The 24,098-nt window shown below is 67.1% G+C and carries 25 protein-coding genes; 17 read left to right on the top strand and 8 right to left on the bottom strand.

Annotation, left to right across the window (positions count from 1 at the left end; genetic code table 11):
• Position 1 precedes the first annotated feature (1 nt).
• Both EV647_RS25290 and EV647_RS25285 read right to left on the bottom strand, forming a co-directional pair.
• The gene (locus EV647_RS25290; RefSeq protein ID WP_133785617.1) at positions 2–619 is read right to left on the bottom strand and encodes a MarC family protein; all 618 of its coding nucleotides are present in this window, start codon (positions 617–619) and stop codon (positions 2–4) included.
• On the bottom strand, positions 616–1,536 hold the full coding sequence (locus tag EV647_RS25285) for a PHP domain-containing protein (RefSeq protein ID WP_311136382.1): 921 nt from the start codon (positions 1,534–1,536) through the stop codon (positions 616–618). The genes EV647_RS25290 and EV647_RS25285 overlap by 4 nt, the downstream gene beginning before the upstream one ends.
• Before the next feature lie 68 nt (positions 1,537–1,604).
• Here EV647_RS25285 and EV647_RS25280 point away from each other — a divergent pair, with 68 nt between their 5' ends.
• The gene (locus tag EV647_RS25280) at positions 1,605–2,003 is read left to right on the top strand and encodes an NUDIX hydrolase (RefSeq protein ID WP_134006954.1); all 399 of its coding nucleotides are present in this window, start codon (positions 1,605–1,607) and stop codon (positions 2,001–2,003) included.
• Here EV647_RS25280 and EV647_RS25275 read toward each other — a convergent pair.
• Positions 2,000–2,716, bottom strand: a complete 717-nt coding sequence (locus EV647_RS25275) for a helix-turn-helix transcriptional regulator (protein ID WP_134006952.1) — start codon at positions 2,714–2,716, stop codon at positions 2,000–2,002. The genes EV647_RS25280 and EV647_RS25275 overlap by 4 nt on opposite strands.
• 86 nt (positions 2,717–2,802) lie before the next feature.
• Between EV647_RS25275 and EV647_RS25270 the strand changes: the two genes are divergently transcribed.
• Both EV647_RS25270 and EV647_RS25265 read left to right on the top strand, forming a co-directional pair.
• Positions 2,803–3,630, top strand: a complete 828-nt coding sequence (locus tag EV647_RS25270; protein WP_134006950.1) for an NAD(P)H-binding protein — start codon at positions 2,803–2,805, stop codon at positions 3,628–3,630.
• A 109-nt stretch (positions 3,631–3,739) separates the two neighbouring features.
• Positions 3,740–4,492, top strand: coding sequence for a GNAT family N-acetyltransferase (locus EV647_RS25265; protein ID WP_134006948.1), 753 nt, complete (start codon positions 3,740–3,742; stop codon positions 4,490–4,492).
• On the opposite strand, the gene EV647_RS25260 is transcribed toward EV647_RS25265, so the two are convergent.
• Complete coding sequence (locus tag EV647_RS25260; protein WP_202876308.1) at positions 4,474–4,911, bottom strand: DUF4267 domain-containing protein; 438 nt, start codon at positions 4,909–4,911, stop codon at positions 4,474–4,476. The two genes, EV647_RS25265 and EV647_RS25260, sit on opposite strands and share 19 nt — an antisense overlap.
• A gap of 176 nt (positions 4,912–5,087) precedes the next feature.
• On the opposite strand from EV647_RS25260, the gene EV647_RS25255 reads away from it, so the two are divergent.
• On the top strand, positions 5,088–5,684 hold the full coding sequence (locus tag EV647_RS25255) for a TetR/AcrR family transcriptional regulator (RefSeq protein WP_134006944.1): 597 nt from the start codon (positions 5,088–5,090) through the stop codon (positions 5,682–5,684).
• Positions 5,685–5,762: 78 nt separating this feature from the next.
• Entirely contained in the window at positions 5,763–6,743 is a 981-nt protein-coding gene (locus tag EV647_RS25250) for a hypothetical protein (RefSeq protein ID WP_134006942.1), read from the top strand.
• A 25-nt stretch (positions 6,744–6,768) separates the two neighbouring features.
• Here the strand turns inward: EV647_RS25250 and EV647_RS25245 are convergent, their stop codons facing one another.
• Positions 6,769–7,344 carry a histidine phosphatase family protein gene (locus tag EV647_RS25245; RefSeq protein WP_134006940.1) on the bottom strand — a complete coding sequence of 192 codons (576 nt, stop codon included), beginning with the start codon at positions 7,342–7,344 and terminating at the stop codon, positions 6,769–6,771.
• A gap of 114 nt (positions 7,345–7,458) precedes the next feature.
• Here EV647_RS25245 and EV647_RS25240 point away from each other — a divergent pair, with 114 nt between their 5' ends.
• From EV647_RS25240 to EV647_RS25215, 6 genes are read left to right on the top strand one after another with little or no spacing between them, the layout of a single operon-like run.
• Entirely contained in the window at positions 7,459–8,550 is a 1,092-nt protein-coding gene (locus tag EV647_RS25240; protein WP_134006938.1) for a LacI family DNA-binding transcriptional regulator, read from the top strand.
• Positions 8,551–8,579: 29 nt separating this feature from the next.
• Positions 8,580–9,875, top strand: a complete 1,296-nt coding sequence (locus EV647_RS25235) for a sugar ABC transporter substrate-binding protein (protein ID WP_134006936.1) — start codon at positions 8,580–8,582, stop codon at positions 9,873–9,875.
• 5 nt (positions 9,876–9,880) lie between these two features.
• Positions 9,881–10,822: a carbohydrate ABC transporter permease gene (locus EV647_RS25230; RefSeq protein WP_166680019.1), complete on the top strand. Its 942-nt coding sequence runs from the start codon at positions 9,881–9,883 to the stop codon at positions 10,820–10,822.
• The gene (locus tag EV647_RS25225; RefSeq protein ID WP_134006934.1) at positions 10,822–11,634 is read left to right on the top strand and encodes a carbohydrate ABC transporter permease; all 813 of its coding nucleotides are present in this window, start codon (positions 10,822–10,824) and stop codon (positions 11,632–11,634) included. The genes EV647_RS25230 and EV647_RS25225 overlap by 1 nt, the downstream gene beginning before the upstream one ends.
• A 31-nt stretch (positions 11,635–11,665) precedes the next feature.
• Positions 11,666–13,240 (top strand): glucoamylase family protein, encoded by a 1,575-nt coding sequence (locus tag EV647_RS25220; protein WP_134006932.1) that lies wholly within the window; start codon positions 11,666–11,668, stop codon positions 13,238–13,240.
• 15 nt (positions 13,241–13,255) lie between these two features.
• Positions 13,256–15,055, top strand: coding sequence for a xylan 1,4-beta-xylosidase (locus EV647_RS25215; protein ID WP_134006930.1), 1,800 nt, complete (start codon positions 13,256–13,258; stop codon positions 15,053–15,055).
• Here the strand turns inward: EV647_RS25215 and EV647_RS25210 are convergent.
• Positions 14,961–15,722: a FadR/GntR family transcriptional regulator gene (locus tag EV647_RS25210; protein WP_134006928.1), complete on the bottom strand. Its 762-nt coding sequence runs from the start codon at positions 15,720–15,722 to the stop codon at positions 14,961–14,963. The two genes, EV647_RS25215 and EV647_RS25210, sit on opposite strands and share 95 nt — an antisense overlap.
• A gap of 169 nt (positions 15,723–15,891) precedes the next feature.
• Between EV647_RS25210 and EV647_RS25205 the strand changes: the two genes are divergently transcribed.
• From EV647_RS25205 to EV647_RS25190, 4 genes are all read left to right on the top strand, one after another.
• Entirely contained in the window at positions 15,892–17,175 is a 1,284-nt protein-coding gene (locus EV647_RS25205) for a sugar ABC transporter substrate-binding protein (protein ID WP_166680429.1), read from the top strand.
• A gap of 118 nt (positions 17,176–17,293) precedes the next feature.
• A complete protein-coding gene (locus EV647_RS25200; RefSeq protein ID WP_134006924.1) occupies positions 17,294–18,238 on the top strand; it encodes a carbohydrate ABC transporter permease in 945 nt (314 codons plus the stop codon).
• Positions 18,228–19,076, top strand: a complete 849-nt coding sequence (locus EV647_RS25195; RefSeq protein WP_134006922.1) for a carbohydrate ABC transporter permease — start codon at positions 18,228–18,230, stop codon at positions 19,074–19,076. The genes EV647_RS25200 and EV647_RS25195 overlap by 11 nt, the downstream gene beginning before the upstream one ends.
• A gap of 18 nt (positions 19,077–19,094) precedes the next feature.
• Positions 19,095–20,390 (top strand): alpha-L-fucosidase, encoded by a 1,296-nt coding sequence (locus EV647_RS25190; RefSeq protein WP_134006920.1) that lies wholly within the window; start codon positions 19,095–19,097, stop codon positions 20,388–20,390.
• Positions 20,391–20,522: 132 nt separating this feature from the next.
• Here EV647_RS25190 and EV647_RS25185 read toward each other — a convergent pair whose 3' ends face one another.
• Positions 20,523–21,026, bottom strand: a complete 504-nt coding sequence (locus EV647_RS25185) for a MaoC family dehydratase (protein WP_134006918.1) — start codon at positions 21,024–21,026, stop codon at positions 20,523–20,525.
• 107 nt (positions 21,027–21,133) lie between these two features.
• Positions 21,134–21,673 (bottom strand): general stress protein, encoded by a 540-nt coding sequence (locus EV647_RS25180; protein ID WP_134006916.1) that lies wholly within the window; start codon positions 21,671–21,673, stop codon positions 21,134–21,136.
• 75 nt (positions 21,674–21,748) lie between these two features.
• Here EV647_RS25180 and EV647_RS25175 point away from each other — a divergent pair, with 75 nt between their 5' ends.
• Both EV647_RS25175 and EV647_RS25170 read left to right on the top strand, forming a co-directional pair.
• Entirely contained in the window at positions 21,749–22,855 is a 1,107-nt protein-coding gene (locus EV647_RS25175) for a magnesium and cobalt transport protein CorA (protein ID WP_134006914.1), read from the top strand.
• A gap of 201 nt (positions 22,856–23,056) precedes the next feature.
• Positions 23,057–24,076: a helix-turn-helix transcriptional regulator gene (locus EV647_RS25170; protein WP_134006912.1), complete on the top strand. Its 1,020-nt coding sequence runs from the start codon at positions 23,057–23,059 to the stop codon at positions 24,074–24,076.
• Positions 24,077–24,098 lie beyond the last annotated feature (22 nt).

Genomic DNA, 24,098 nt, shown 5'->3' with positions numbered 1-24,098 from the left:
GTCACCCCGCCTTGATGAAGTCGGTGACCGCGTCAGCGACCAGTTGTACGGCGATGGCGCTCAGCAGCAGACCTGCGATCCGGGTGACGAGCAGTACGCCGTTCTCCCCGAGGATCCGCATGATGACGCCGGAGAACCGCAGCGTCAGCCACATCACCAGATGGATCGCGATGATGCCGATCGAGATCGCGACCACGTCCGGCAGCGAGCCGTTCGCCCGCTGCACGAACACCATCGTGGCCACGATCGCGCCCGGCCCGGCGAGCAACGGCGTACCGAGCGGAACGAACGCGATGTTCACGTTCTTGGTCTGCACCGGGTCCTCGGCGGTGTCGGTCAGCAACTGCAGCGCGATCAGCAGAAGCAGCAGGCCGCCGGCGCACTGCAGCGCGGGCAGCGTGATCCCGAGGCGGTGCAGGATCTGTTGCCCGAACGCCGCAAACACCACGATCACGCCGAACGCGACCAGCACGGCCTGCCACGCCGCCTTCTTCCGCACCGCGCGGGACTGGCCCGCGGTCAGTGAGATGAACAACGGCACGGTGCCCGGCGGGTCCATGATCACGAACAGCGTGACGAACACCGAGCTGAACAGGCCGAGGTTGATGACGCTGTTCACGGCAGGTAGGCCTCGGGAACAACGGAGCCGGAGGCCGCGGCGTTGGCCTTGGCAACGTCCAGCAGACGCTCGAACTGCTCGGGCTCGGTGGAGTTCACACCTAGGTCGTGGTCGATCTTGCCAAGGCCGTGGTGGTCGCTGGAGCCGGTGTAGATGATGCCGAGGTTCCTTGCGATCGCTCGCAACGCCTCCCGCGACGCCGGCGAGTGGTCCTGGTGGTCGACCTCGATCCCGGCCAGACCGTGGTCCGCGACGAGGCCGGCCAAGTTCTCCTCGGTCATGACCTTGTAGCTCGACCGTCCCCACGGGTGCGCGATCACCGGCACGCCGCCGGCCTCACGAACCAGCTCGATCGCAGCGCCCGGCTCGAGCGCGTAGTGCGGCACGTGGCCGGCGCGGCCGTCGGCGAGGAACCGGTCGAACGCCTCGCTGCGGTTGGCGACCGTCCCGTTCGCGACCAACGCGTCGGCAACGTGCGGCCGGCCGACCGACGGCGTACCCGTCGCCTGGGCCAGCACTTCGTCGACGGTGAGCGGTACGCCGATGCTGTTCAGCCGGGCCACGATCGTCGGAATCCGGTCGGTGCGGCCCTCGCGAACCACCTGCAGGTCCTTGGCGAGCGGGGCGTACGTCGGGTCGAGGAGATAACCGAGCAGGTGAACGCTGATCCCGTTGAGCTTGCAGGAGATCTCCAGCCCCGGGACGAACCCGATGCCGAGCTCCTCGGCGGCCCGCCGGCCGTCCACCCAGCCGTCGGCGGTGTCGTGGTCGGTGAGCGCGATCACATCGAGCCCGGCCTGCTGCGCGTGCCTCATCAGGACGTCCACCGTGTCGGTGCCGTCCGAACGGTTCGAGTGGGTGTGCAGGTCGATGCGCACGATGCGGGCCGCGTCCCTTCGCCGGAGGTCAACTGTCACCGCTGATGCTAGCCGCGTTCATCTCTGGGGCCTGGCACTTGTGCACAGAACACCTATCCTCGGGGTGCATGGAGCGCGTCGACTGCGTAGGTGCCCTGGTGTACGACGAGCAGCACCGGTTGCTCGTCGTACGGAGAGCGAACGAGCCGGGCCGGGGACTGTGGTCGATTCCTGGCGGCCGGGTCGAGTCCGGTGAGGACGATCCGACCGCGGTCGCGCGGGAGGTCGCGGAGGAGACCGGGCTGACCGTCGAGGTCGGCGATCTCGTGGGTGAGGTCGAACGGCCGGGCCCGCGCGGACAGCTGTACGTGATCCGCGACTACGCGGCGACTGCCGTGGGCGGCACGCTCACGGCCGGTGACGACGCGTTGGACGCGCAGTTCGTGACCCGCTCCGAGTTCGCGGCGCTCCCCACGACAACGCTGCTCGTTTCCACGTTGGAGCAGTGGAACGCCCTGCCCGGCTAACAGGTGCTCAAGGGCACACGGCCGGTCGCGTAGGCCTCGGGAGTGACGCGCATCAGGGAGCGAAAGTCGGCGATCAGGTGGGATTGGTCGGTGTAGCCGGCGCACGCCGCGGCGTCGGACCAGGAGCGGCGAGCGTGCGCGATCACAGTGCGTACACGGGTGATCCGGGCGAAGTGCTTGGGCGACACGCCGACTGCCTCGCGGAACACGCGCCGCAGGTACCGCTCGCTCACTCCGAGGCGCTGAGCGGTCTCTCCTACTGTGCGTGGTGCTGCCTCTGATGCCAGCTCGGCGGCCGCTTCGCCTACGAGCTCCAAACGATCCGGCAGGCGGCGCGGCAGTCGCCCGAGGAGGAAGTCGCCGAGAACCTCGACGGCCTGCTCGGGTTCGTCCTTATAGGTGACCAGGCGCCCGGCGAGAGCGTTCGCCGACGACCCGGTGAGGTCGCTCAGCGGGACGGTCCGGTCGACCAGTTCGTCCGCGGCCGCGCCGAGCAACGGCAGCGCACGGCCCGGGCGGATCCGGAGTCTCAGGCACACCGGCAGATCCTTCGAGGTGTGGTACGCCGCTCTGGTGCGCGGTCCTGCGATCAGTACGTCGCTCTCGCCGGCGTGCGTCATCCGCCAGACGACCGTGGTCGCGGGGTCCGGCGGGAGGACGGTGATCGGCGTCGTTTGCGCCTGCAGCGTGACATTCTCGATCCACGCGTGCACGCCTTCGAGCGTAAGCAGGTGATCCGGGAACTCCGTAGTACCGAAACTTCCTATCCACGGGTCGTTCTGTTGGTCAGGGTGGCGGCATGATTCTGATCACGGGTGCGACCGGCACCGTCGGCAGTGAGCTCAGCCGGCAACTGATTGCCCGCGGCATCCCGGTGCGCCGGATGACGCGAAAAGCCCTTCCCGACTTCGTCCAGGGCGACTTCGCGGATCCGGTTTGGTTGCGAAAGGCAATCGACGGAGCTGACACCGTTTTCCTGCTGAGCGCGCCGGGACCACGGGTGCTGGACCACGACCGGGCTCTGGTCGCGGTCGCGATCGACGCCGGAGTGCACCGGACCGTGAAGTTGTCGGCGATCGGGAGCACCGACGAGGGGATGCCGGGGAACTGGCATGCGGCCGGTGAGCGTGCGGTGCGCGACAGCGGCCTGGCGTGGACGATCCTGCGGCCAACCGGCTTCGCGTCGAACGTGCTGCGCTGGTTGCCGGCTGTGCGCACCGGGCAGCCGATTCCCAACCAGACCGGGGATGGTCAGCACGCGTTCATCGACCCTGCAGATGTCGCGGCGGTGGCAGCCGAGGTCCTGGTCTCCGGAGCCCACGATGGGCGCGTCTACACGCTGACCGGCCCCGCGCTGTTGAGCGTTCCGGACCAGGTGGCGGTGATGTCGGACGTACTCGGGCTGGCGTTGCGAGTGGTCGACGTACCGCTGGAGGTCTATGCGGAGCAGTTGCGGGCGGCAGATCTGGACGAGACGGTGGTGTCCGCCGCCCTAGGAGGCGCAGCCCTGACCCGGAGCGGCGGCGAGCGGACGCTGACGAACGACGTCGAGCAGGTCCTGGGCCGACCAGCCAGGACCTTCTGGCAATGGATCGAGACGCACCGCACTCTGTTCAGCAGCACTTGAACAACGCTGAGGTCGACAACGCTGACGCAGCGGGTAATAGAGGAGACGCAGGTGGCGTGGGTGAACGACACTGAGGCATCGCATAGTCGACGAGACTCAGGTGGTTCGGGTGGACGACGCTGATGTGGTGCGGGCGATCGAGGAGAACGCGGCCGAGTTGCTGATGGCGATGGGCGCGGCGGGCGGTGGGTCGCAGCGGGTCGACGACCTTGCGGAGTGGACGATCGGTGGTTCGCCGATCGACTATCACAACGCGGTGGTGCGGGCGTCTTCTGTGGACGTGGTTGCCGAATCCCTGGCGGAGTTGAAGAAACACGGCGTACCAGGCAACTGGCATGTCGGGCCGTCGATGCCGATCGGCGGCGCGTCCCTGACCGCGGCGGGGTTCGTCGCAGCTGGGAGCGAGCCGGGGATGGCGGTGCGGATCTCGGAGCTGATCGCGCCCCGCGCCGTACCGGGGCTGTCGTTGACGCGGGTGCAGGACGACGAGTCGTTGGCGGTGTGGGAGGCGACGCTCGGGCAGGGGTTCGGCGAGGGAGAGCGCGAGGCACGGTGGGTCGCGTCGGTGTACCGGAAGCTCGGGTACGACGACCCGTGGCAGCACTACCTCGGATGGCTGGACGGTACGCCAGTCGCGACCGCCACGGTGTACCTCGGCGCGGGCGTCGCCGGGCTGTACTTCGTGATGACGGTGCCGGAAGCGCGCCGGCGCGGGATCGGGGCAGCAATCACGTACGACGTACTGCGTGCAGCAGGCACGGAGTACGCCGTACTGGAATCCTCCCCCGCCGGGCGACCCGTATACGAGGCCCTCGGCTTCCGCGAGTACTGCACGATCGACCTCTACGAGTGGACCGGCTGAACAGTCTCACCGGTCTGCGCGGTGTCGGCGGTGCTGCGTTCGCGGAGTAGTAGGACCGCGTCGAAGAGGACGACGAGTGCTGTGAGCCCGTGAATGCCGAGTGCCGTGGCCGCGGGGCCGTGGTGGGTGAAGACGGTGATCATGTCGACGATCGGGACGATCGTGGTGATCGCCATGACGACCCCCGTCGAGCGCCGCTGGCCGAGCGCGAACAGGGCCAGGATGACGAGCCCGAGGGCGATGTCGCGAACGCCCTTCACCGCGAAGTACCCGGCGGCAGTCCCGGTCGGCCACGGGTCGATCCCGAAGCTCGCGGCGGCGCCATCCCCGCCGAACAACCCGTTGAACACGAACTGGGACCCGAACGTCAGCGGAAAGACACCAAGCAGAACCGTCAGGACGGTGGTAAAGCGGCGCATCGCAGTACTCCTCAACATCGCAGGACTCCTCAACAGCATCGGCAGAATCTAGCAGCGCTAGATTTCCTAGCGATGCTAACCCTGTCGTTGCTAGATTGTCTAGCATTGCTAGATTGACGAGCGCTGATAGATTACTGAGCAGTGCTAGGTTGTCTAGCAATGCTAGGATTTGGGCCATGCCGACTCAGTCACGCCGTGAACGGGCCCGTGCCGAGCGTCACGAGCTGATCCTCCGCACCGCCCGCGAGCTCGCCGAATCCATCGGCTGGGGCGCCGTCACGACCCGCCGGCTGGCCGAGGCCATCGATTACAGCCAGCCGGTCCTCTACGGACACTTCGAGAACATGAACGCGATCGCCGACGCCGTCGCCATCCAGGGCATCGAAGAACTGATCGCCGTACTGCGCTACGCCCGCACCAGCGCACCGGACCCCGCAGCCGGACTCAGTGCTCTGGCCAAGGCCTACCTCGAGTACGCGTCCAACCACCCGGCCGTCTACGAGGCGATCTTCGTCCGCCCGACCGACCTGGAATTCGCTAGCAGTGATAGCCCGCTGCTGCTGAAGACCGCGTTCGCCGAGTTCCAGGCCGCGATCGAGCCCTTCGCCGCCGGCGAAGACTCCGAAACCCTCACCGAGGTCCTCTGGAGCGCCCTCCACGGCCAAGCCACCCTCGCCCACGCCCGCCGCCTCCGCCCCGGCCAACGTGACGCCCGGGTTGAGCTCCTCGTAGCCCGCCTTTCCGGAAAGAATTCGCCAACCAGCGCAAAATAAGTTCCGGAAAGCAGCGGACGCCCTGGTTGTCCACAAGGGGTACGGCGGGCACGCACGAAATCGGTCATCCTTGGCCGCGTGGAATGGTGGTGGATGCAACCGTTGCGCGAGAAGGGGATCGATGCGCTGATCCACGACCAGGGCCAGATCGTGTCGCGCGCCCAACTACTCGCCGCGGGCTGGTCCGAGCCGCGCATCAGAAGACCGTTGCGCAACAGGCGGTGGCGAGCAGTGCATCCCGGCGTATACGTCACGCACACAGGCCCGATCGGGTACGGCGAACGCTTGCTGGCGGCCCTGTTGTACGCCGGGCCCGAGGCAGCGTGGAGTCATTACACCGCCGCGGAGCAACTCGGTCTGATCAAGCCGGATCCGGAGCGCCGCGTGTACGTGACCATCCCGGAGCACCGCAAGGTCCTGCCACGCGCAGGTCTCGTCGTTCATCGCGACGAACACTGGGCCGCCCGTCTCGCCGCCGTCGCCCCACCGCGACGTACGCCCACAGAGGCGGTCCTCGACATCGTGGGCGTCGCGCCGTCGCTGGACGAGGCGGCCGCGGTCATCGCGGAGGCGTGTCAGAGCGGCCGCGTCGGCGCAGAGGACATCCTGGGCTCGCTCGCGCACCGCCCACGTCTGCGACACCGCAGCAGTCTCCGGCCGATCATCGCCGACGTCGTCGCTGGATCACACTCGCTGTTGGAGATTCGCTACGCACGGGACGTCGAACGTCGTCACGGTCTGCCGCGCGGGCAACGGCAGCGATCCGTCGACCACGAGTTCACGGACGTGCACTACACCGGGTTCAGCCTGAACGTGGAGCTCGACGGTCGGCTCCATCTCGTGCCGCAGCAGCGGTGGCGTGATCTCGATCGGGACAATCGCGCCACGCTACGGACCGAGGCGACGCTGCGCTACGGGTGGTTCGACGTCACGAATCGCGCGTGCGATGCCGCCGTACAGGTTCTCCAGGTACTTCGTCGTACGAACCCGTTCTTCGACGCCACCCCCTGCTCACCCAGCTGCCCCATCACAGCTTTCCGGAACATTTCTGCCAGCTAGCGCAAGAAATGTTCCGGAGAGCCGGTCAGGTGTTCCAGCGCAATACCGCTGGGGAGCCTCGTTCCCAGCCCAGGGTGGAGATGGTGGCGGTGTTGAGGACGAAGTGGCGGCCTTCGGTGACGTCCAGTTCCAGCCAGCGGGCAGTGAGGCCGCGGAGGGCGTGGGAGTGGCCGAAGACGAGGACGTCTCCGGGTACGGCGGCCAGGCGGGCGTTGACGCGGTCGAGACGGGCGGCGACCTCGGCGGCTGTTTCGCCGTGGGGTACCGGATCGTCCCAGACTGTCCAGCCAGGGACGGTCTCCCGGATCTGGGCAGTGGTGATGCCCTCGTAGTCGCCGTAGTTCCACTCGACCAGGTCGTCGTCGACCTCCGCGTCGGGGAAGCCCGCGAGTTCCGCCGTACGCCGGGCGCGCTGCCGCGGTGATGTCAGCACCAGGTCGAAGGACTCCTCCGCCAGCCGCTCCCGCAGACTCGCGGCGACTCGCTCGCCGTCCGGTGTCAGCGGGAGGTCGGTGACGGACGTGTGCCGGCCCGACCGGCTCCACTCGGTTTCGCCGTGCCGGACCAGGAAGACCCGGTCTTTCCGCTCCTGTGTGGTCACGCCTGCATCCTCGCAGACCAGAGATCCACCGGCGCCGAACCCTTGACCGTTCGATCGATACAAGGCAAGGTGTAAAAACTGTAAGCGCTTCCACTTTTCCCAGGAGCGAACCCAGTGCCTTCCGGACCCACCGGCCGGCCGGCGACGATCTACGATGTCGCGGCCCGCGCGAAGCTGTCGATCGCGACGGTTTCGCGTGTCCTGCAAGGGACCGGGCCGGTGTCGGCGAAGGCGCGGGCGCGGGTGGACCAGGCGGCGCAGGAGCTGAACTACGTACCGCTGCGAGCCGCGCGGAGTCTCGCCGTACAGCGGCACGAGGCGCACGGGCTGGTGCTGCCGGATCTCGCCGGTCCGTTCTACGGCGACCTGCTGATGGGGTACGAGCGCTGGGCCGGTGAACACGGTCAGAGCGTCGTCATCACTGTCACGCACGGCAACCCGGATCCGCGGCGCACCGTGATGGACCTGGCCGGGCGTGTTGACGGGATCGTTGTCCATGGCAACGCTCTCGATCTGCCGACGGTGCAGGGGTTGCGGAAGGCCGGCGTACCGGTCGTGCTGATCGCGCATCCGCCGGTCACCGGATGCGACTCGGTGCGGAGCGAGAGCGCGGCGAGTGCCGAGCAGCTCACTACCAGACTGCTTGATCACGGGCGCGAGAGTCTTCTGTTCGTTGGTGATCCGGCCAGTTCGTACGACGTTTCCGAGCGGTACGCCGGGTTCGCGAAGGCGCATGAGCTCCGCGGGCTGCAGGTGCCGAAGCCGGTGCGGGTCCCGCTGACAGAGGAGGCCGGACGGACGGTTGCCGAGAAGATGCTTCAGGCAACCACCCGCAGCGGGCGCCGCGCGCTGGGCGGGGCAGGCGGCGGGGGCCGCGCGCTGGGCGAGGTGGGCGGGCGGGCGGATGGGTTGGTTTGTGCGAACGACGAGTTGGCGCTAGCGGTGCTGGCGATGTTCGGCGCGAATGGTGTCGGGGTGCCTGGGGAGATTGTCGTGACCGGGTGGGACGACGTGATGGCGGCTCGGTATGTGTCGCCGGGGTTGACGACTGTGCGGCAGCCGATGGCCGAGTTGGGGCGGGTGGCCGCGGAACGGCTGCACGAGCGGGTGACCGGGGCTCGGACCCGGGCGCGCAACGACGTACTGGCAACAGAACTGGTGCTGCGGGACAGCTGCGGCACGAGCCCGGGGGATGCACAGCAGTAACTCCGCAGTAATACGTGAGGAGACAACACATGTTCACCCACAGCATCCGCCGCCGGCTGGTGATCGGCAGCGCTGCACTGACCGCGACAGCGCTCGCCTTGGCCGGGTGTGGACGATCCGAGGACACGCCGAGCGGCGGGTCGCAACCGACCACGAGTGTCAGCGAGGGACCCGCGACCGGGAACCTGACCGTCTGGGCGATGGGCACCGAGGGCGAGAACCTGCCCAAGCTGATGGAGCAGTTCAAGCAGGCCAACCCGGGCGTCAACGTGACCGTCACCCCGATCCCCTGGGATGCGGCGCACAACAAGTTCACGACCGCGATCACCGCGAACACGCTGCCCGACGCGGCCATGGTCGGCACCACCTGGATGGGTGAGTTCGCCGACCTCGGCGCGCTCGACCCGACGCCCCAGGGCTTCGACAACTCCGGGTTCTACGAGGGCGCGCTCGACACCACGAAGGTCGGCGGAACGCAGTACGGCGTTCCCTGGTACGTCGAGACGCGGCTGGTGTTCTACCGCAAGGATCTCGCCGCGAAGGCCGGCTTCAGCACTCCCCCGACGGACTGGGACGGGTTGAAGGCGATGGCCAAGGCGATGAAGGAGAAGGCCGGCGCGAAGTACGGGATCAACTTGCAGCCGGGCGGCGACGGGTCCTGGCAGACGGTGATGCCGTTCGCCTGGTCGGCCGGCGCGAACATCACCGGGGACGACCAGAAGGAGTTCACCTTCGACACCCCGGAGATGCAGGAGGGGCTGAAGTACTACCAGAGCTTCTTCACCGAGAAGCTGGCCGGCACCGACCTGCCGCCGAACCAGACCGAGGCGCAGTTCGTGAACGGGCAGGTGCCGATGTTCATCTCCGGTCCGTGGATGGCGGGGTCGGTGGCGAAGGCCGGCGGCGACGCGATCAAGCCGAACATCGGGGTGTTCCAGATCCCGAAGAACAAGACGGCGACGTCGTTCGTCGGTGGGTCGGACTTCGTGGTGTTCAAGTCGTCGAAGAACAAGGACAGCGCCTGGAAGCTGGTCAAGTTCCTGTCCGACGCGAAGACGCAGGCGTCGTGGTTCAAGCTGTCGTCGGACCTGCCGGCGGTGAAGAGCGCGTGGGAGGACCCGAGTATCGCGTCCGACCCGCTGCTGCCGGTGTTCGGTAAGCAGCTCGAGGACGCCAAGGCGCCGCCGGCGATCGTGAACTGGGAGCAGGTCGCGAAGGCGTTCGACACCGAGGTCGAGAAGATGGCCAAGTCCGGCCAGTCCCCCGCCGACACCGCCAAAGCCATCCAAACCAAAGCATCCGCCATCGGCACGGGCGGTAGCTGAGTACGATGACTGTCGTCACCGATAGGCAGTCCCAGGCGGTACGGCGTAAGTCGCCGCCTGGGCGCCCGCGGCGCCGGATCACCCGCGAGGCCGCGGCTGCCTGGATTCTCGTACTGCCGTTCGTGGTGTTGTTCTTGGCGTTTACCGCGGGGCCGGTGCTCGGGTCCTTCGGGATGAGTTTCACTGACATCAAGCAGCGGGATCTGCGGACGCCGTTCTCGGTGAACGGGGTCGGGTTCGACAACTACGTGAAGGCGTTGTCGGACGAGACGTTCCGCAAGGCGGCTTTCAACACGGCGTACTTCGTGATCGTCGGCGTCCCGTTGACTCTGGTGGTGGCGCTGGGTGCGGCGGTGCTGCTGGATCGCGGCATCAAGCGGTTCCAGGCGCTGTTCAAGGTCGGCTACTACCTTCCCGTGGTGACGTCGATCGTCGCGATCGCGGTGATCTGGCGGTTCGTCCTGTCACCGGACAACGGTCTGCTGAACACCGCGCTCGGCTGGGTCGGCATCGACGGCCCGAACTGGCTGGCGTCCAAGACCTGGGCGATGCCGTCGCTGATCGCGATGGCGGTCTGGCGGAACTTCGGCTCCGCGATGATCATCTTCCTCGCCGGCCTGCAGGGCATCCCGGAATCGGTCGAGGAGGCCGGACAGATCGACGGTGCGGGCCCCTGGCAACGATTCCGGTACCTGATCCTGCCGTTGCTGCGGCTGACGATCCTGTTCAACTGCGTGACCATCGGGATCGGTTACCTGCAGTTCTTCGAGGAACCGTTCGTGATGACCAAGGGCGGTCCCCTGGACAGCACGCTCTCGGTGTCGATGTACACCTACAACCAGTTCGGCTTCGGGAACTACGGGCTGGCCACGTCGATGGCGTACATCCTGTTCGTCGTCATCGCGGTCGTCACGTTCATCCAGTTCCGGCTGCTGAGGGAGAAGTGATGCGCCGTACCTGGTGGATCTACCTGATCGGAGTGCTCGGCCTGGTCGCCGTCGCGGCGCCGTTCCTGTGGATGGTGCTCGGCAGCTTCAAGACCCAGGGCGAGCTGCTCCGGGTCCCGCCGACGTGGTGGCCGGACCAGCCCACGTCGCAGAACTACGACGAGCTGTTCAGCAAGGCGAACTTCCCGCGCTACTTCCTCAACTCGACCCTGGTCGCACTGGCCGTCACGGCAGGCAACCTGACGTTCTGCTCGATGATCGGCTACGCGCTGGCGAAGCTGCGGTTCAAGGGCCGCAACGCGTTGTTCGTGCTGGTGGTGGCCACGCTGATGATCCCGGGCATGGTCACGTTCGTCCCGCTGTTCGTCCTCGTCACCAACGCCGGGCTCGCGAACTCGTACCCCGGCCTGATCCTGCCGTTCCTGGTCTCGCCGTTCGGCGTGTTCCTGATGCGGCAGTTCTTCCTGGGGCTGCCCGACGACCTGATCGACGCCGGCCGCGTCGACGGCACCAGTGAGCTGGGCATCTTCGCCCGGATCATGCTGCCGCTGACCCGGCCCGCGCTGGCCACGCTCGGCATCCTCACCTTCCTCGGATCCTGGAACAACTTCCTCTGGCCGCTGGTGATTGCCCAGACCGAGGACAAGTACACGCTTCCCGTCGCCCTGGCGCTGTACTCGACCGGACAGAACGCGCAGAACTACGGCCTGTTGATGGCCGGCGCGGTCGTGGTCGTCGTACCGGTGCTGGTGATGTTCCTGGCCTTCCAGCGCCACGTCACCCGAGGCATAGCCATCACCGGACTCAAGTAGCACAGGTCCGGACTCGAAGAGGAGACCCCAGATGACCGCCATCATCAGTCGCCGCACAGTCTTAGCCGCCGGCACCGCCGCAACATTGATCGGAACCGCAACGCCCGCCTTCGGAGGAACGCCTTCACCGGCAGAGCTCTTGAAAGGCGGCTGGAAACCGAGTCGCGAGGACAAAGCCACTGTAGGCCGGTGGGCTCGTGACACCTGGCGCAGCATCGTCGCGATGACCGACGAGCACACCGGCCTGCCCGCCGACAACATCGGCGAATCGGTGACGAACCCGGTGCGCAGCAACTACACCTCCCCCACCAACATCGGCGGCTACCTGTGGAGCACGGTCGTCGCCAAGCACCTCGGCATCATCTCGCCGCAGGAGTCGCTGCGCCGCATCACGCAGACGCTGACGACCATGAAGAACGTCGTACATCACGAGCCGAGCGGCATGTACTTCAACTGGTACGACGAAGCCACCGGCGAGGTCCGGTACGTCGACCCTGACGGGACCAAACCGATCACGCCGTTCGTCTCGAGTGTCGACAACGCCTGGTTCGCCTGCGCGTTGATGGTCGTCCGCAACGCCGAGCCGGGAGCACGGGCGCTCGCGGACTCGCTGCTGAACAAGATGAACTTCGCGTTCTACTACAACCCCGCGGCTCGCCCGGGCGGCCTGATGCGCGGCGGCTTCTTCGAGACGCCACCGCCGGACGAGGAGACCGACAAGGGTAACCACGCCGGCGTCGGCCCGGACGTGTACTACCGCAAGTTCCACTACGACACCTGCAACACCGAGGCCAGGATCGCCGGGTACGTCGGGTTCGCGCTCGACCAGGTCCCGCACACGCAGTACTTCGCGACGTACCGCACCTTCCCGGACAGCTGCGACTGGTCGTGGGTGGAGCAGAAACCGAAGGGCGTGCACCGGACGTACCTCGGCCTCGACGTTTTCGAAGGCACGTACGACTACCGCGGGATGCGGATCGTCCCGTCCTGGGGCGGTGACATGTTCGAGTCGCTGATGCCCGACCTGTTCGTCCCCGAGTCGACCTGGGCGCCGCGCAGCTGGGGTATCAACCACCCGCTCACGGTCCGCGCGCACATCGAGCACGGCCTCGACGACGCGAAGTACGGCTACTGGGGTTTCTCGCCGGCCTCGAATCCCAAGGGCGGGTACTCCGTCTACGGCGTCGAGCCGCTCGGCATGGACCCGGGCGGCTACCCGTCCGACCTCGAGGGCACCAACTTCGACGGAGGCTTCGAGGGCTGCCGCGAAGGCACCAACCCGAACCCGACGTACGGCGACGGCGTCGTCACTCCGCACGCGGCGTTCCTGGCGATGGCGTACGCGCCGCGGCAGGCGATCGACAACCTGAGCACGATCGAGAAGACCCTGCACGCGTACGGCGGTGGCGGGTTCTACGACGCGGTCGCCGTCAAGTCAGGGCTGATCGCGAAGCGGTACCTGTCCCTCGACCAGGCGATGGTGATGGGTGCCATCGGCAACGTGTTCGGCGACAACCTGGTCCGGCGGAACTTCGCCAGCCGGACGGTGGAGAGCCGGATCCGTCCCCTGATCGGGATGGAACAGTTCGAATCCGGCCTCGAGTAACGGGAGACGACCTAGATGCAGCACGACGCCAAGACCGACTGGGACGAACGGATCGCGGTCCGCAGTGACGAGGACCGCGCGTTCGCCTTCCCGGAGCTCGATCCGCCGAAGGAGGTCACGGCGGTCGGCGGCGTCGGCCAGGTGACGATCGACTGGTCGCCGGTGGACGGCGCGGTCGGCTACCTGATCCTCAGGGGGACCGGAGAACGCGGTCCGCTGGAGCCGGTCGATCATCACAGCGGCGACGTGCTGTCGGTCCCGTCGCCGCCGTACGTCGACACCACGGGCACTCCGGGTACGCCGTACCGCTACGCCGTCGCGAGCGTGCCCGAGGTGACGACCCACGGGCGTCCGAGTCAGACCGTCGGCGCCGTACCACTGGTTGCCGGCGGCATCTCTCCACAAGTCACCGTGACCGTCGATGTGGTTGCCGAGGGCACTGAATTGCGGCCGCCGTGGGAGCCGATGGTCGGCAGCGAGCGGCTCAGCCAGCTGCTCTGCAAGGACCTGACCGGCGGGCACGAGATCGGCCGCGAACTCGAGGACGCGTTGCGCCGGATGCACGACGAGATCGGCGTGCGCACGGTCCGCGCACACGCGATCTTCCACGACGACACGCACGTGATCGACGGTGATTCGTACGACTTCTCCGTCGTGGATGCGATCTACGACAGGCTGCTCGCGATCGGGCTGCGGCCGGTGGTCGAGCTCGGGTTCATGCCGCGGGAGCTGGCGAGCGACCCGACGAAAACGGTCTTCGAGTACGGCGCGATCATCTCGCCGCCGGCGTCGTACCAGCGCTGGCACGACCTGGTCCGCGCGCTCGTGCAGCACCTGGTCGACCGGTACGGCCTCGACGAGGTGCTGACCTGGGACTTCGAGGTCTGGAACGAGGCCAACCTCGAGGTCTTCTGGTCCGGCACCAAGGCCGAATGGCTCCAGCTGTACGACGTGTCCGCTGCCGCCGTGAAGTCCGTCGACCCACGCCTCGCGGTCGGCGGACCGTCCTCAGCCGCAGCCGGCTGGGTGGACGACCTGCTTGTCCACGCCAAACGGTTCGGTACGCCGGTCGACTTCGTGTCCACGCACACGTACGGATCGCCGCCGCTCGACGTACGCGCGTCGCTGGAGCGGCACGGGTACGGCGATGCGCGCATCGTCTGGACCGAGTGGGGCGTGACGCCGACGCACTTCAACCCGATCAACGATTCGGTGTTCTCCGGAGTATTCCTGCTCCGCGGCATGCGGTCCGCGGCCGGGCGGATCGACGCGCTCTCGTACTGGGTCGCGTCCGACCACTTCGAGGAGCTCGGTCGGCCGCCGCGGTTGCTGCACGGCGGCTTCGGGCTGCAAACCGTTGGTGGACTGGCGAAACCGCGCTACCACGCGATGACGCTGCTCAGCCGGCTCGGGCCGGTCGAGCTGCCGGTGACGTACGACGGTGACGGCGGCGGGAGCCTGGTGGAAGCCTGGGCTTCCCGGGATCGCGACCGCATCGCCGTACTGCTGTGGAACCTGACCCTCGATCAGACCAAGTCGTCGGGGGCGCCAGAACTGACCAGGAGGGTTCAGGTCCGGTTGCCCGGCGTGGACCAGTCCTGGGAAGCGAGGGCCACCACATTGGCCATTGGCGCAGGTGACGTCGCCACAGCCGCAGAAGGTCTTGGCGACTGGCCGACCGATGCCGAACTCGCCGAGCTGTCGGAGCGCAGCCGGATGGTCAGTACTCCACTGGAGTTGCGCGACGGAGCGGTCGAACTGTCCCTCCCGATGCCGTCCGCAGTTCTGCTGGAGCTTGGTCCTCGTCGAGATTGACCGCTTCCTGAATCCAGCGCTCCACCCCGGCGATGTGCACCGTCGCCCAGGACCTGGCCACCTCCGGCTCACGTCCCTCGATCGCGTCGAGGATGGCCCGGTGCTCGGCCAGTGTCCGGGCGACGGCGTCGCTCTGCGTCAGCCCTCTCCAGATCCGTGCCCGGTACGTCGGCTGCCGCAGACTGTCGATCATCGAGGCCAGCGCGCGATTGCCGCTCCCCATCGCCACCAGCTTGTGGAACTCCACGTCACTGGTGAGCAGATCCTCGACGGACGGCTGCGGACCGAGATCGTCGAGCAGCTTGCGTAGCGCCGCGATGTCGTCGTCCGCCATCCGCAGCGCCGCCCGGGCCGCGGCAGCCGGCTCGAGGATCCGCCGTACCTCGAAGAACTCCAGCACCGAGGCGTCCTGGTGCAGGTCGAGGACGAAGCCCATCGTCTCCATCAGCAGCGACGGGTCGAGACTCGTCACGAACGTCCCGTCGCCCTGACGGACCTCGAGCACCCGGATCAGCGCGAGCGCCTTAACGGCCTCGCGCAAGGAGTTCCGGGACAGGCCGAGGCGGGCAGCGAGGTCGGCCTCACGCGGCAGGCGATCGCCCGGCCGCAGTTCACCGGCGACGATCATCTGCTTGATCCGATCGATCGCTTCGTCGGTGACGCGCATCGCCTCACCTCCTGAGTCTGCTGAGACATCCGATGTTCCGGCACGATACATCGGATGTCTAGAGCTGAATTGCCGGTTCAGGCCATGAATTATGGCGCTGAGGTGTTGACTGCGCCGAATACCTCCGACTATAGATCGGATGAATCAGTACATCCCCTGGAGGTCAGCGATGAAAGCAACACCAGTGCGGGCGCACCGCTGGGCCCTGAAGACCGGCATGGCCGCCCTGTCGGTTCTTGCCCTGACCACCGTCGCTGCCTGCGGGGGCAGCAACGATGGCAGTAGCGGTAGCTCCGGCGCAGCAGACAAGGCCGATCTGACCTGGTCGTTCTGGGTTGCCGGCGCCGAGGACCAGGCCGCCTGGCAGAAGGTCGCTGACCAGGCCCACACCGATCACGCCGGGATCACCGTCAAGCTCCAGGGCGCCCCGTGGGACAGCTACTGGTCGAAGATCGGGACCACGCTGGCCAGCGGCAAGGCACCCTGCATCATCGGCATGCAGAGTCTGCGGATGGCGTCGTACGCCAACGCGATGGTGCCGCTGGACGACCTGATGAAGAAGTACGGCATGAAGGCCGAGGACTTCGACAAGCCGATCATGGACGGCCTGAAGGCGGACGGGAAACAGATCGCGATCCCGTACGACTCCGGCCCGATGGTGATCTTCTACAACAAGGACATGTTCAAGGCCGCCGGCGTACCCGATCCGAAGCCGGGCTGGACGATGGACGAGTTCAAGGCGGCCGCGAAGAAGCTGACCGCCGCTGGGAAGACCGGCCTGGTGACGACCCCCGGCGACCTGGGCACCATGTCCTGGGTGCGGACCATGACCGGCGCCGAGCCGCTGGCCGACGGCAAGCTCAATCTGACCGACTCGAAGTTCGAGCAGGGCTTCTCGCAGTACGCCGACTTCGTCAAGACCGACAAGATCGCCCCGCAGGTGCCGGGTGGCAACCCGGACTTCGAGACCCAGCAGTTCACCGGCGGCAAGGCCGCGATGCAGCTGAACGGGCCGTGGTCGCTGATCGACACCAAGGGCAAGGTCAAGTTCAACCTCGGCATCGCGCCGATCCCGGCCGGTCCGGACGGCTCGAAGACCTACACCGCCGGCTCGGGCTTCGGCATCGCCCGGTCCTGCAAGACGCCGGACGCGGCCTTCCAGGCGATCATGTCGATGACCAGTGAGAAGCCGCTGACCACGCTGGCCGAGGCGGGCCGCGCGTACCCCTCCCGCACCGCGGCGCACCCGGCCTGGTTCACCGCCGCGAAGATCGACGGCGCGAAGGAGACCATCGACTACGCCTCCGAGCACTCGGTGCCGCTGGTCACCTCGAAGAACTGGGTCCAGGTCGCCGACCTGCTCAACCGGTTCGGTACGCAGGCACTGAACGGTGAGATCCCGCCGGACCAGGCCCTGAAGACCATCCAGGACCAGGCAGGCGCTGGGTCGTAATGGCTCTGCTGATGCCACGCCTCCGGCGCGGCGGGTCATGGGGCTGTAACTCCCGGCCTTCCCTCGTCGCTCCGGTCGCTGCGCTCCCTGCGCTCCTCAGTCCAGGCCGGGAGGCCCCATGACCACCAACACCACAACCGTCGCTCCCCCGGGCGCACCTGAGGGTGCGCCCCGGGCGGGGCGCCGGCCCGCGTTGCGGCGGGACGGGCGGTATGCGTCGATCTTCCTGGCGCCGAGTCTCGGTGGGCTGGCGCTGTTCACGTTGTTCCCGACCGCGATGGCACTGGGCATCAGCCTGTTCGACTGGCCGGTGTTCGGCACCCGCTCCTTCCTCGGCTTCGGCAACTACTCGCACCTGCTGCACGACCCGGTGTTCCGCCGGGTCGTGCTGAACACGGTCCTGTTCGTGGTGCTGTACGTTCCGCTGAACGTGGTCGTCTCGCTCGGACTCGCGGTCTGGCTGGGCCCGCAGATCAAGGGCCGGCAGGTGTTCCGGGTGCTGTTCTTCATCCCGGTGATGACGCCGATGGTGGCCAACGTGATGGTCTGGCGGCTGCTGTTCCAGCCCGGCGGACTGATCGACGGCGGCCTGCAGAGCTGGTTCGGCATCGACGCGCCGAACTTCCTGGGCTCGTCGAACTGGGCGATGCCGGCGATCGTGGCGATGTCGATCTGGCAGGGTTTCGGCTACAACTTCCTGGTCTTCTCGGCCGCGATCGACCAGGTTCCGCAGTCGCAACTGGAGTCCGCGCAGATCGACGGCGCCGGGCCGCTGCAACGGTTCCGCTACATCACCTGGCCGATGATCACCCCGTCGATGTTCTTCGCCACCACGATGACGCTGATCACCTCGTTCCAGGTGTTCGCGCAGCCGTTCATCCTGACCCAGGGCGGCCCGGGCGTGGCCACCCAGACCATCGTCATGTACGTCTACAACCAGGGCTGGCAGTTCCTCACGATGGGGCTGGCGTCGGCGGCCGGATGGGTGCTGTTCGTGATCATCATGGGCATCACCGCGATCCAGTTCTTCGGGCAGAAGCGGTGGGTGAACTATGACGTCTGAGACCAACAGCGCCGCCCGCAAGGTCCGCAGCGGCGTCTCGCACACCCTGCTGGTGATCGTGGCGATCGTCTTCCTCGGCCCCTTGGTGTACGCCGTGTCGACGTCGCTGAAGCCCGCCGACGAGGTGTTCACGCCGACACCGCACCTGTTCGGCTCCGAGATCCGCTGGAAGAACTACGCGGACGCGTTCACGTTCGCCCCGTTCGATCGCTACTTCCTGAACAGTCTGCTGGTGGCAGTGGCCGGCACCTTTGTGGTGGTCGCTGCCTCGAGCCTGTCGGCGTACGCCTTCGCCCGCTTGAAGTTCAGGGGCCGGGAGCAACTGTTCGTCCTGTTCCTGGGCACGTTGATGGTGCCGCAGGAAGTCCTGATCGTGCCGATGTACTGGCTGATGCAGGCGCTCGGCTGGGTGGACAGCTACTGGGCATTGATCCTGCCGTGGGCGTTCACCGCGTTCGGCACCTTCCTGCTGCGGCAGTTCTTCCTGACCGTCCCGGCCGAGCTCGAAGAGGCGGCCCGGGTCGACGGGTGCGGCCCGTTCGGGTCGTTCTTCCGGATCATGCTGCCGCTCGCGCGGCCGGCCATCGCCGTACTCACCGTCTTCACCTTCATCAGTTTCTGGGGCAGCTTCCTGTGGCCGTTGATCATCATCAACAGCGTCGAGGACAAGGGCACCGTGCCGCTCGGCCTGGCGCAGTTCGTCGGGCAGCAGGGCACCCAGTGGAACCTGATGATGGCGGCGTCGGTGATGGCGATGATTCCCACTGTGCTGCTTGTCGTCCTGCTGCAGAAACACCTCGTCCGCGGTCTGCTCGTCACCGGTCTGGGCGGCCGCTAATCCTTAAGGAGATGTGAGATGACCGACGCGCCTCCTGCGCACTCCGTCGAGAAGTTCCGCGACTGGCGGTTCGGCCTGTTCGTCCACTGGGGCCTGTACGCACTGCCGGCCCGGCACGAGTGGGTGAAGAACCGCGAGAAGCTCACCGACGAGGACTACCAGCCGTACTTCGACCACTTCGAGCCGGACCTCTACGACCCGGCCAAGTGGGCCCGCGCCGCGCGCGAGGCCGGCATGAAGTACGCCGTACTCACGACCAAGCACCACGAGGGTTTCTGCCTCTGGGACTCCGAGGTGTCCGACTACACGGTGGCGAAGACCGCGTGGGGCAAGGACCTTGTCGGACCGTTCGTCGAGGCGTGCCGGGCCGAGGGCCTGGGCGTCGGGTTCTACCACTCGCTGATCGACTGGCACCACCCGGAGTTCCCGATCGACCTCGTGCACCCGCAGCGCGACGACGAGGAGGCGATCGCGAAGGCGGCCGGGCGGAACATCCAGGTGTACGCCGACTACCTGCACGCGCAGACGCGTGAGCTGCTGACCAACTACGGGCCGATCGACATCATGTGGTTCGACTTCTCCTACCCCGGCCGGAAGTACCCGGACGGGCGGGACGGCCACGGCAAGGGCAAGGACGACTGGCGCTCGGAAGAGCTGATGGCGATGGTCCGGGAGCTGCAGCCGGACATCCTGATCAACGACCGGCTGGACATCCCGGGCGACTTCGTGACACCGGAGCAGTACCAGCCGGACGGGCCGATGCAGCGCGACGGCGTACCGGTGCTGTGGGAGGCGTGCCAGACGCTGAACGGCAGCTGGGGTTACGACCGGGACAACCTGGACTGGAAGTCACCCGAGCTGCTGGTGAAGATGCTGATCGACTCGGTCTCCAAGGACGGCAACCTGCTGCTGAACGTGGGACCGACCGGTCGTGGTGAGTTCGACCCGAGGGCGCTGGCGACGCTGGCCGACATCGGTGGGTGGATGCGCCTGCACGAGCGGTCGATCCGTGGCGCCCGCCCGTCGGAGTACACCCCGCCCGTGGACGCGCGCTACACCCAGAAGGGCAACCGGCTGTATCTGCACCTGTTCTCCTGGCCGATGGGCCACGTGCATCTGGCCGGTCTCGGCGGGAAGGTGAAGTACGCCCAGCTCCTGAACGACGCCTCCGAGATCAAGCGCATCGAGAACGACCCCCATCAGCAGGCGCAGAACACCACGATGGGTGGCGTCTCAGCCGACGTACTCACGCTGAAGTTGCCGATCCAGAAGCCGAACGTCCTCGTCCCGGTCATCGAGCTGTTCCTCAGCTGATCTCATTTGATGGGTTGACCCACCTGGTTCGGGGTTCCTCACCCTGGTTCCGGGTGGGGAACCCCTCATCTGGTGGGTCGGCCAGGCAAATTGGTGGGTCGGCCAGGCAAATGCGGACGGGCGGAAAGGCGGCTACTCGGCGGGAACCGGGCGGCCGGGTTGTTCGCCGCCGCGGGACTCGAGGTAGTTGTTTTTCGGGACCATGACCTTGCGGCGGAACAGGCAGACGACGGTGCCGTCCTGCTTGTAGCCCTTGGTCTCGACGTACACGACGCCGCGGTCGTCCTTGGACTTCGACTCCCACTTGTCCAGGACGAGCGTCTCGCCGTACACGGTGTCGCCGTGGAAGGTGGGGGCGACGTGCCGCAGGGACTCGATCTCCAGGTTGGCGATCGCCTTGCCGCTCACGTCCGGGACCGACATCCCGAGCAGGATCGAGTAGATGTAATTGCCGACCACAACGTTCTTCCCGAACTGGGTCGACCCCTCCGCGTAGTGCGTGTCCAGGTGCAGCGGATGGTGGTTCATGGTGAGCAGGCAGAACAGGTGGTCGTCGTACTCCGTCACCGTCTTACCCGGCCAGTGCTTGTAGACCGCACCGACCTCGAACTCCTCGTAGCTGCGCCCGAACTGCATCTCGGTTCCTCCTCGGCTCTGGCCTCCCGATGGGATTCCCCATGCTGCCGGGTCCGGGCGCCTCCGGGCCGTGGTGTGGCTCTCACCGGCGGGAGAGATAGGTCACCTCAGTCGACGGGCCGCTGCGTGGTCTGCTGCGCCTCGTGATTCGGCAACACCGGGTGCACCTCACCCTTCAGGGCGAGCTTGGCGAGGTGGTTGCGCGCCTCTTCTGCGAACTTGAAGTCGCAGAGTACGTCGTACGTTGTGGCCACCACGGCGGTCCGCGACGTGAAGTCCCGCCGGCCGGCCGACTGCGCGTACCCGAGGCCGCCGAACACCAGGCCGAAGAAGGCGCCGAGTACGACGCCGGTCAGCACCGCCGCGAGCCAGTTGTTGGTGGTGAAGAGCCCCAGCAGCAGGCCCACGAACAGCCCGAACCAGGCGCCGCTGGCCAGACCCGCCGCCAGCGCCCGGCCCCAGGTGAGCCGGCCGGTGATCTTCTCGACCTGACGGAGGTTGTTGCCGACGATGGTCGTGTGCTCGACCGGGAACTTCTCGTCCGAGAGATAGTCGACAGCTCGCTGTGCCTCCCGGTAGGTGTCGTACGTCCCGATCGTCAGGCCGGTCGGCCTGGGGTCCATCGAGGGCATGCCCTGCGTGGTCATCGTCGTTCCTCTCCACGTGCTTGCACCCCATCATTGCCGACGGCTGGTTACCGCGTCTTGATAGCCTCGCCGGTGATGACCGGGCGACGATGGGACATGGGCGCGACACGCCGTGTGGGACGGGTCTTCGCCCGGCGCGGCGACGGTCCCGGCCGTCCGCCGGACGACGTGGTCACCGGCAAGCTCGAGGGCGCCCTGGTCGACTGGGGGCTGTACCGCGACGGTGTCCGCGACACCCGGGTCAGCTCCTACACCGAGGCGCTCGACCGGGCGCAGCGCGGGCAGGGGTTCGTGTGGATCGGCCTGTTCCAGCCGACCGACCACCAGCTCGCCATCATCGGTGCGGAGTTCGGGCTGCACCCGCTGGCGCTGGAGGACGCTTACGAGGCGCACCAGCGCCCCAAGCTGGAGCGGTACGGCGAGACGCTGTTCGCAGTGTTCAAAACGGTCACGTATGTCCCGCACGACGACCTGACCGCCACCAGCGAGGTGGTCGCGACGGGTGAGGTCATGGTGTTCTGTGGACCCGGCTTCGTCGTCACGGTCCGGCACGGTGAGCACAGTGAGCTGACCGGACTGCGGCAGGTGTTGGAGCGGGAGCCGCACCGGCTCGCCACCGGTCCGGGCGCCGTACTGCATGCCATCGCGGACCACGTCGTGGACCGGTACCTGGAGGTCGCGGACGCCGTACAGGCCGATATCGACCTGATCGAGACGTCCATGTTCACACCGCGTGGCTGGCGGAACATCGACCGGGTCTACCAGCTGAAGCGTGAGGTGCTGGAGCTCAAGCGGGCCGTGGCGCCGCTGACCGGCCCGATGCGTGCCCTGGCCACGCTGCGGCACCCGCTGATCGCCGACGAGACGAAGAACTACTTCCGCGACGTCGACGACCACCTGCAGCGGGTGAAGGAGCAGGTGATCTCGTTCGACGAGCTGCTCAGCTCGATCCTGCAGGCCGGGCTGGCCCAGGTCCAGGTGGCCGAGAACGAGGACATGCGGCGGATCTCGGCGTGGGTGGCCATCCTCGCGGTGCCGACCATGATCGCCGGGATCTACGGCATGAATTTCGATTACATGCCGGAACTGCGGCTGAAGTACGCGTACTTCGTCGTACTCGGAGTGATGCTGGCGGCGTGCACCGTCCTTTACCGGTTGTTCAAACGGAACCACTGGCTCTAGACACCCTCTTGGGCCCGGAATTCGCTCCGCCCGGTCGGGTGAGTTGGCAACCTTTTGCCATGGCCAGGACTACTCCGGGATTGGAATGTTCAAACGGTTGTCCCGCGATCTCCTCCCTTGATTGAATTCCGGAATCGCATTCGGTCAGGGATCGATTACTTTCCGCGATCAAATGCCGACCAGGGACAGGAGGGGATCGCGGTGCTTCGTATCCATTTCACGCCGCGCGACCTGACCCGGGTCACGGTCGCCACCACGCCGGCGCCGCTCTGGGAGGTACTGCTGAGCCTGCACATGCTGCAGCACTCGGAAGGCCGGCTGATCTTCGAGGACTGGCGGCGCCAGGTGCGGGCCACGGTCGCACCGGACCAGATGCGGCTGCTGCTCGAGCTGACTCCGCCGAAGGGCTACTCCCCCGACTTCCTCACCCCGGCAGAGCCCGCTCCGGATTTCGACACCGCCCTGGAGCAGGCACTGGCGACACCGCGGCAGCAGATCCGCAGCCAGCTCGACCTGCTCGCGCAGTACCGGCCGGCCTCCCCCTGGACACGGGAGCTGGCCCAAGGTGGCCGTACGTCGATGCAGAAGCTCGGACGGGCCATCCGGACGTATCACGAGGCCGCGATCGCGCCGTACTGGAAATCGATCGGGACGCACGTGTCCGCCGACCACGCCCATCGAGGGGAGGCGTTGGCCCGGCACGGTGTGGACCGGCTGCTGTCGTCGCTGCATCCGCGGGTCCGGTGGGTCGCACCGGTCCTGCAGGTGCTGGACATGAACGACCGAGATCTGTATCTCGATGGCAGGGGAATCGAGTTGCAGCCTTCGGCGTTCTGCTGGCAGGTACCGACCAAGCTGCGGGACCCGGACCTCAAACCGATCCTGGTGTACCCGATCCAGCATGCGCCCGGGATCCTGCGGCAGACGCCGATGGAGCACCCGCCGTCGAGTGACCCGCTGGGAGCCCTGCTCGGGTCGACCCGGGCCGCCGCGCTGGAGGCGACCGTCAGCGGCTGTACGACGACGGAGCTGGCGAAACGCTGCGGGATCTCTCCGGCTGCCGCGAGCCATCAGGCGACGGTGCTCCGCGAGGCCGGCCTGATCACCACCCGCCGCGATGGCGCGTCGGTGCGCCACGAGATCACCCAGCTGGGCATCTGGCTGCTCTCCGGCCACGGCTCCGGCAACACCCGGCAAGTCCCGACCCGCAGTACGGCCTAGACCCTGCCCCGCCGTGCGCTGG

It is taken from the genome of Kribbella sp. VKM Ac-2566 (assembly GCF_004366005.1).
GTDB lineage: Bacteria > Actinomycetota > Actinomycetes > Propionibacteriales > Kribbellaceae > Kribbella > Kribbella pratensis.
The sequence above is the reverse complement of the archived record's forward strand: the minus strand, read 5'-3'. Positions and strand labels throughout refer to the sequence as shown.

Bases quoted from the DNA above. Each gene is read 5' to 3' on its own strand.
- EV647_RS25225 (WP_134006934.1), top strand. From the start codon at position 10,822: ATGCGCCGTACCTGGTGGATCTACCTGATCGGAGTGCTCGGCCTGGTC.
- EV647_RS25255 (WP_134006944.1), top strand. From the start codon at position 5,088: ATGCCGACTCAGTCACGCCGTGAACGGGCCCGTGCCGAGCGTCACGAG.
- EV647_RS25190 (WP_134006920.1), top strand. From the start codon at position 19,095: ATGACCGACGCGCCTCCTGCGCACTCCGTCGAGAAGTTCCGCGACTGG.
- EV647_RS25175 (WP_134006914.1), top strand. From the start codon at position 21,749: ATGACCGGGCGACGATGGGACATGGGCGCGACACGCCGTGTGGGACGG.
- EV647_RS25235 (WP_134006936.1), top strand. From the start codon at position 8,580: ATGTTCACCCACAGCATCCGCCGCCGGCTGGTGATCGGCAGCGCTGCA.
- EV647_RS25185 (WP_134006918.1), bottom strand. From the start codon at position 21,026: ATGCAGTTCGGGCGCAGCTACGAGGAGTTCGAGGTCGGTGCGGTCTAC.
- EV647_RS25195 (WP_134006922.1), top strand. From the start codon at position 18,228: ATGACGTCTGAGACCAACAGCGCCGCCCGCAAGGTCCGCAGCGGCGTC.
- EV647_RS25220 (WP_134006932.1), top strand. From the start codon at position 11,666: ATGACCGCCATCATCAGTCGCCGCACAGTCTTAGCCGCCGGCACCGCC.
- EV647_RS25210 (WP_134006928.1), bottom strand. From the start codon at position 15,722: ATGCGCGTCACCGACGAAGCGATCGATCGGATCAAGCAGATGATCGTC.
- EV647_RS25260 (WP_202876308.1), bottom strand. From the start codon at position 4,911: ATGCGCCGCTTTACCACCGTCCTGACGGTTCTGCTTGGTGTCTTTCCG.
- EV647_RS25200 (WP_134006924.1), top strand. From the start codon at position 17,294: ATGACCACCAACACCACAACCGTCGCTCCCCCGGGCGCACCTGAGGGT.
- EV647_RS25215 (WP_134006930.1), top strand. From the start codon at position 13,256: ATGCAGCACGACGCCAAGACCGACTGGGACGAACGGATCGCGGTCCGC.
- EV647_RS25205 (WP_166680429.1), top strand. From the start codon at position 15,892: ATGAAAGCAACACCAGTGCGGGCGCACCGCTGGGCCCTGAAGACCGGC.
- EV647_RS25180 (WP_134006916.1), bottom strand. From the start codon at position 21,673: ATGACCACGCAGGGCATGCCCTCGATGGACCCCAGGCCGACCGGCCTG.
- EV647_RS25270 (WP_134006950.1), top strand. From the start codon at position 2,803: ATGATTCTGATCACGGGTGCGACCGGCACCGTCGGCAGTGAGCTCAGC.
- EV647_RS25280 (WP_134006954.1), top strand. From the start codon at position 1,605: ATGGAGCGCGTCGACTGCGTAGGTGCCCTGGTGTACGACGAGCAGCAC.
- EV647_RS25230 (WP_166680019.1), top strand. From the start codon at position 9,881: ATGACTGTCGTCACCGATAGGCAGTCCCAGGCGGTACGGCGTAAGTCG.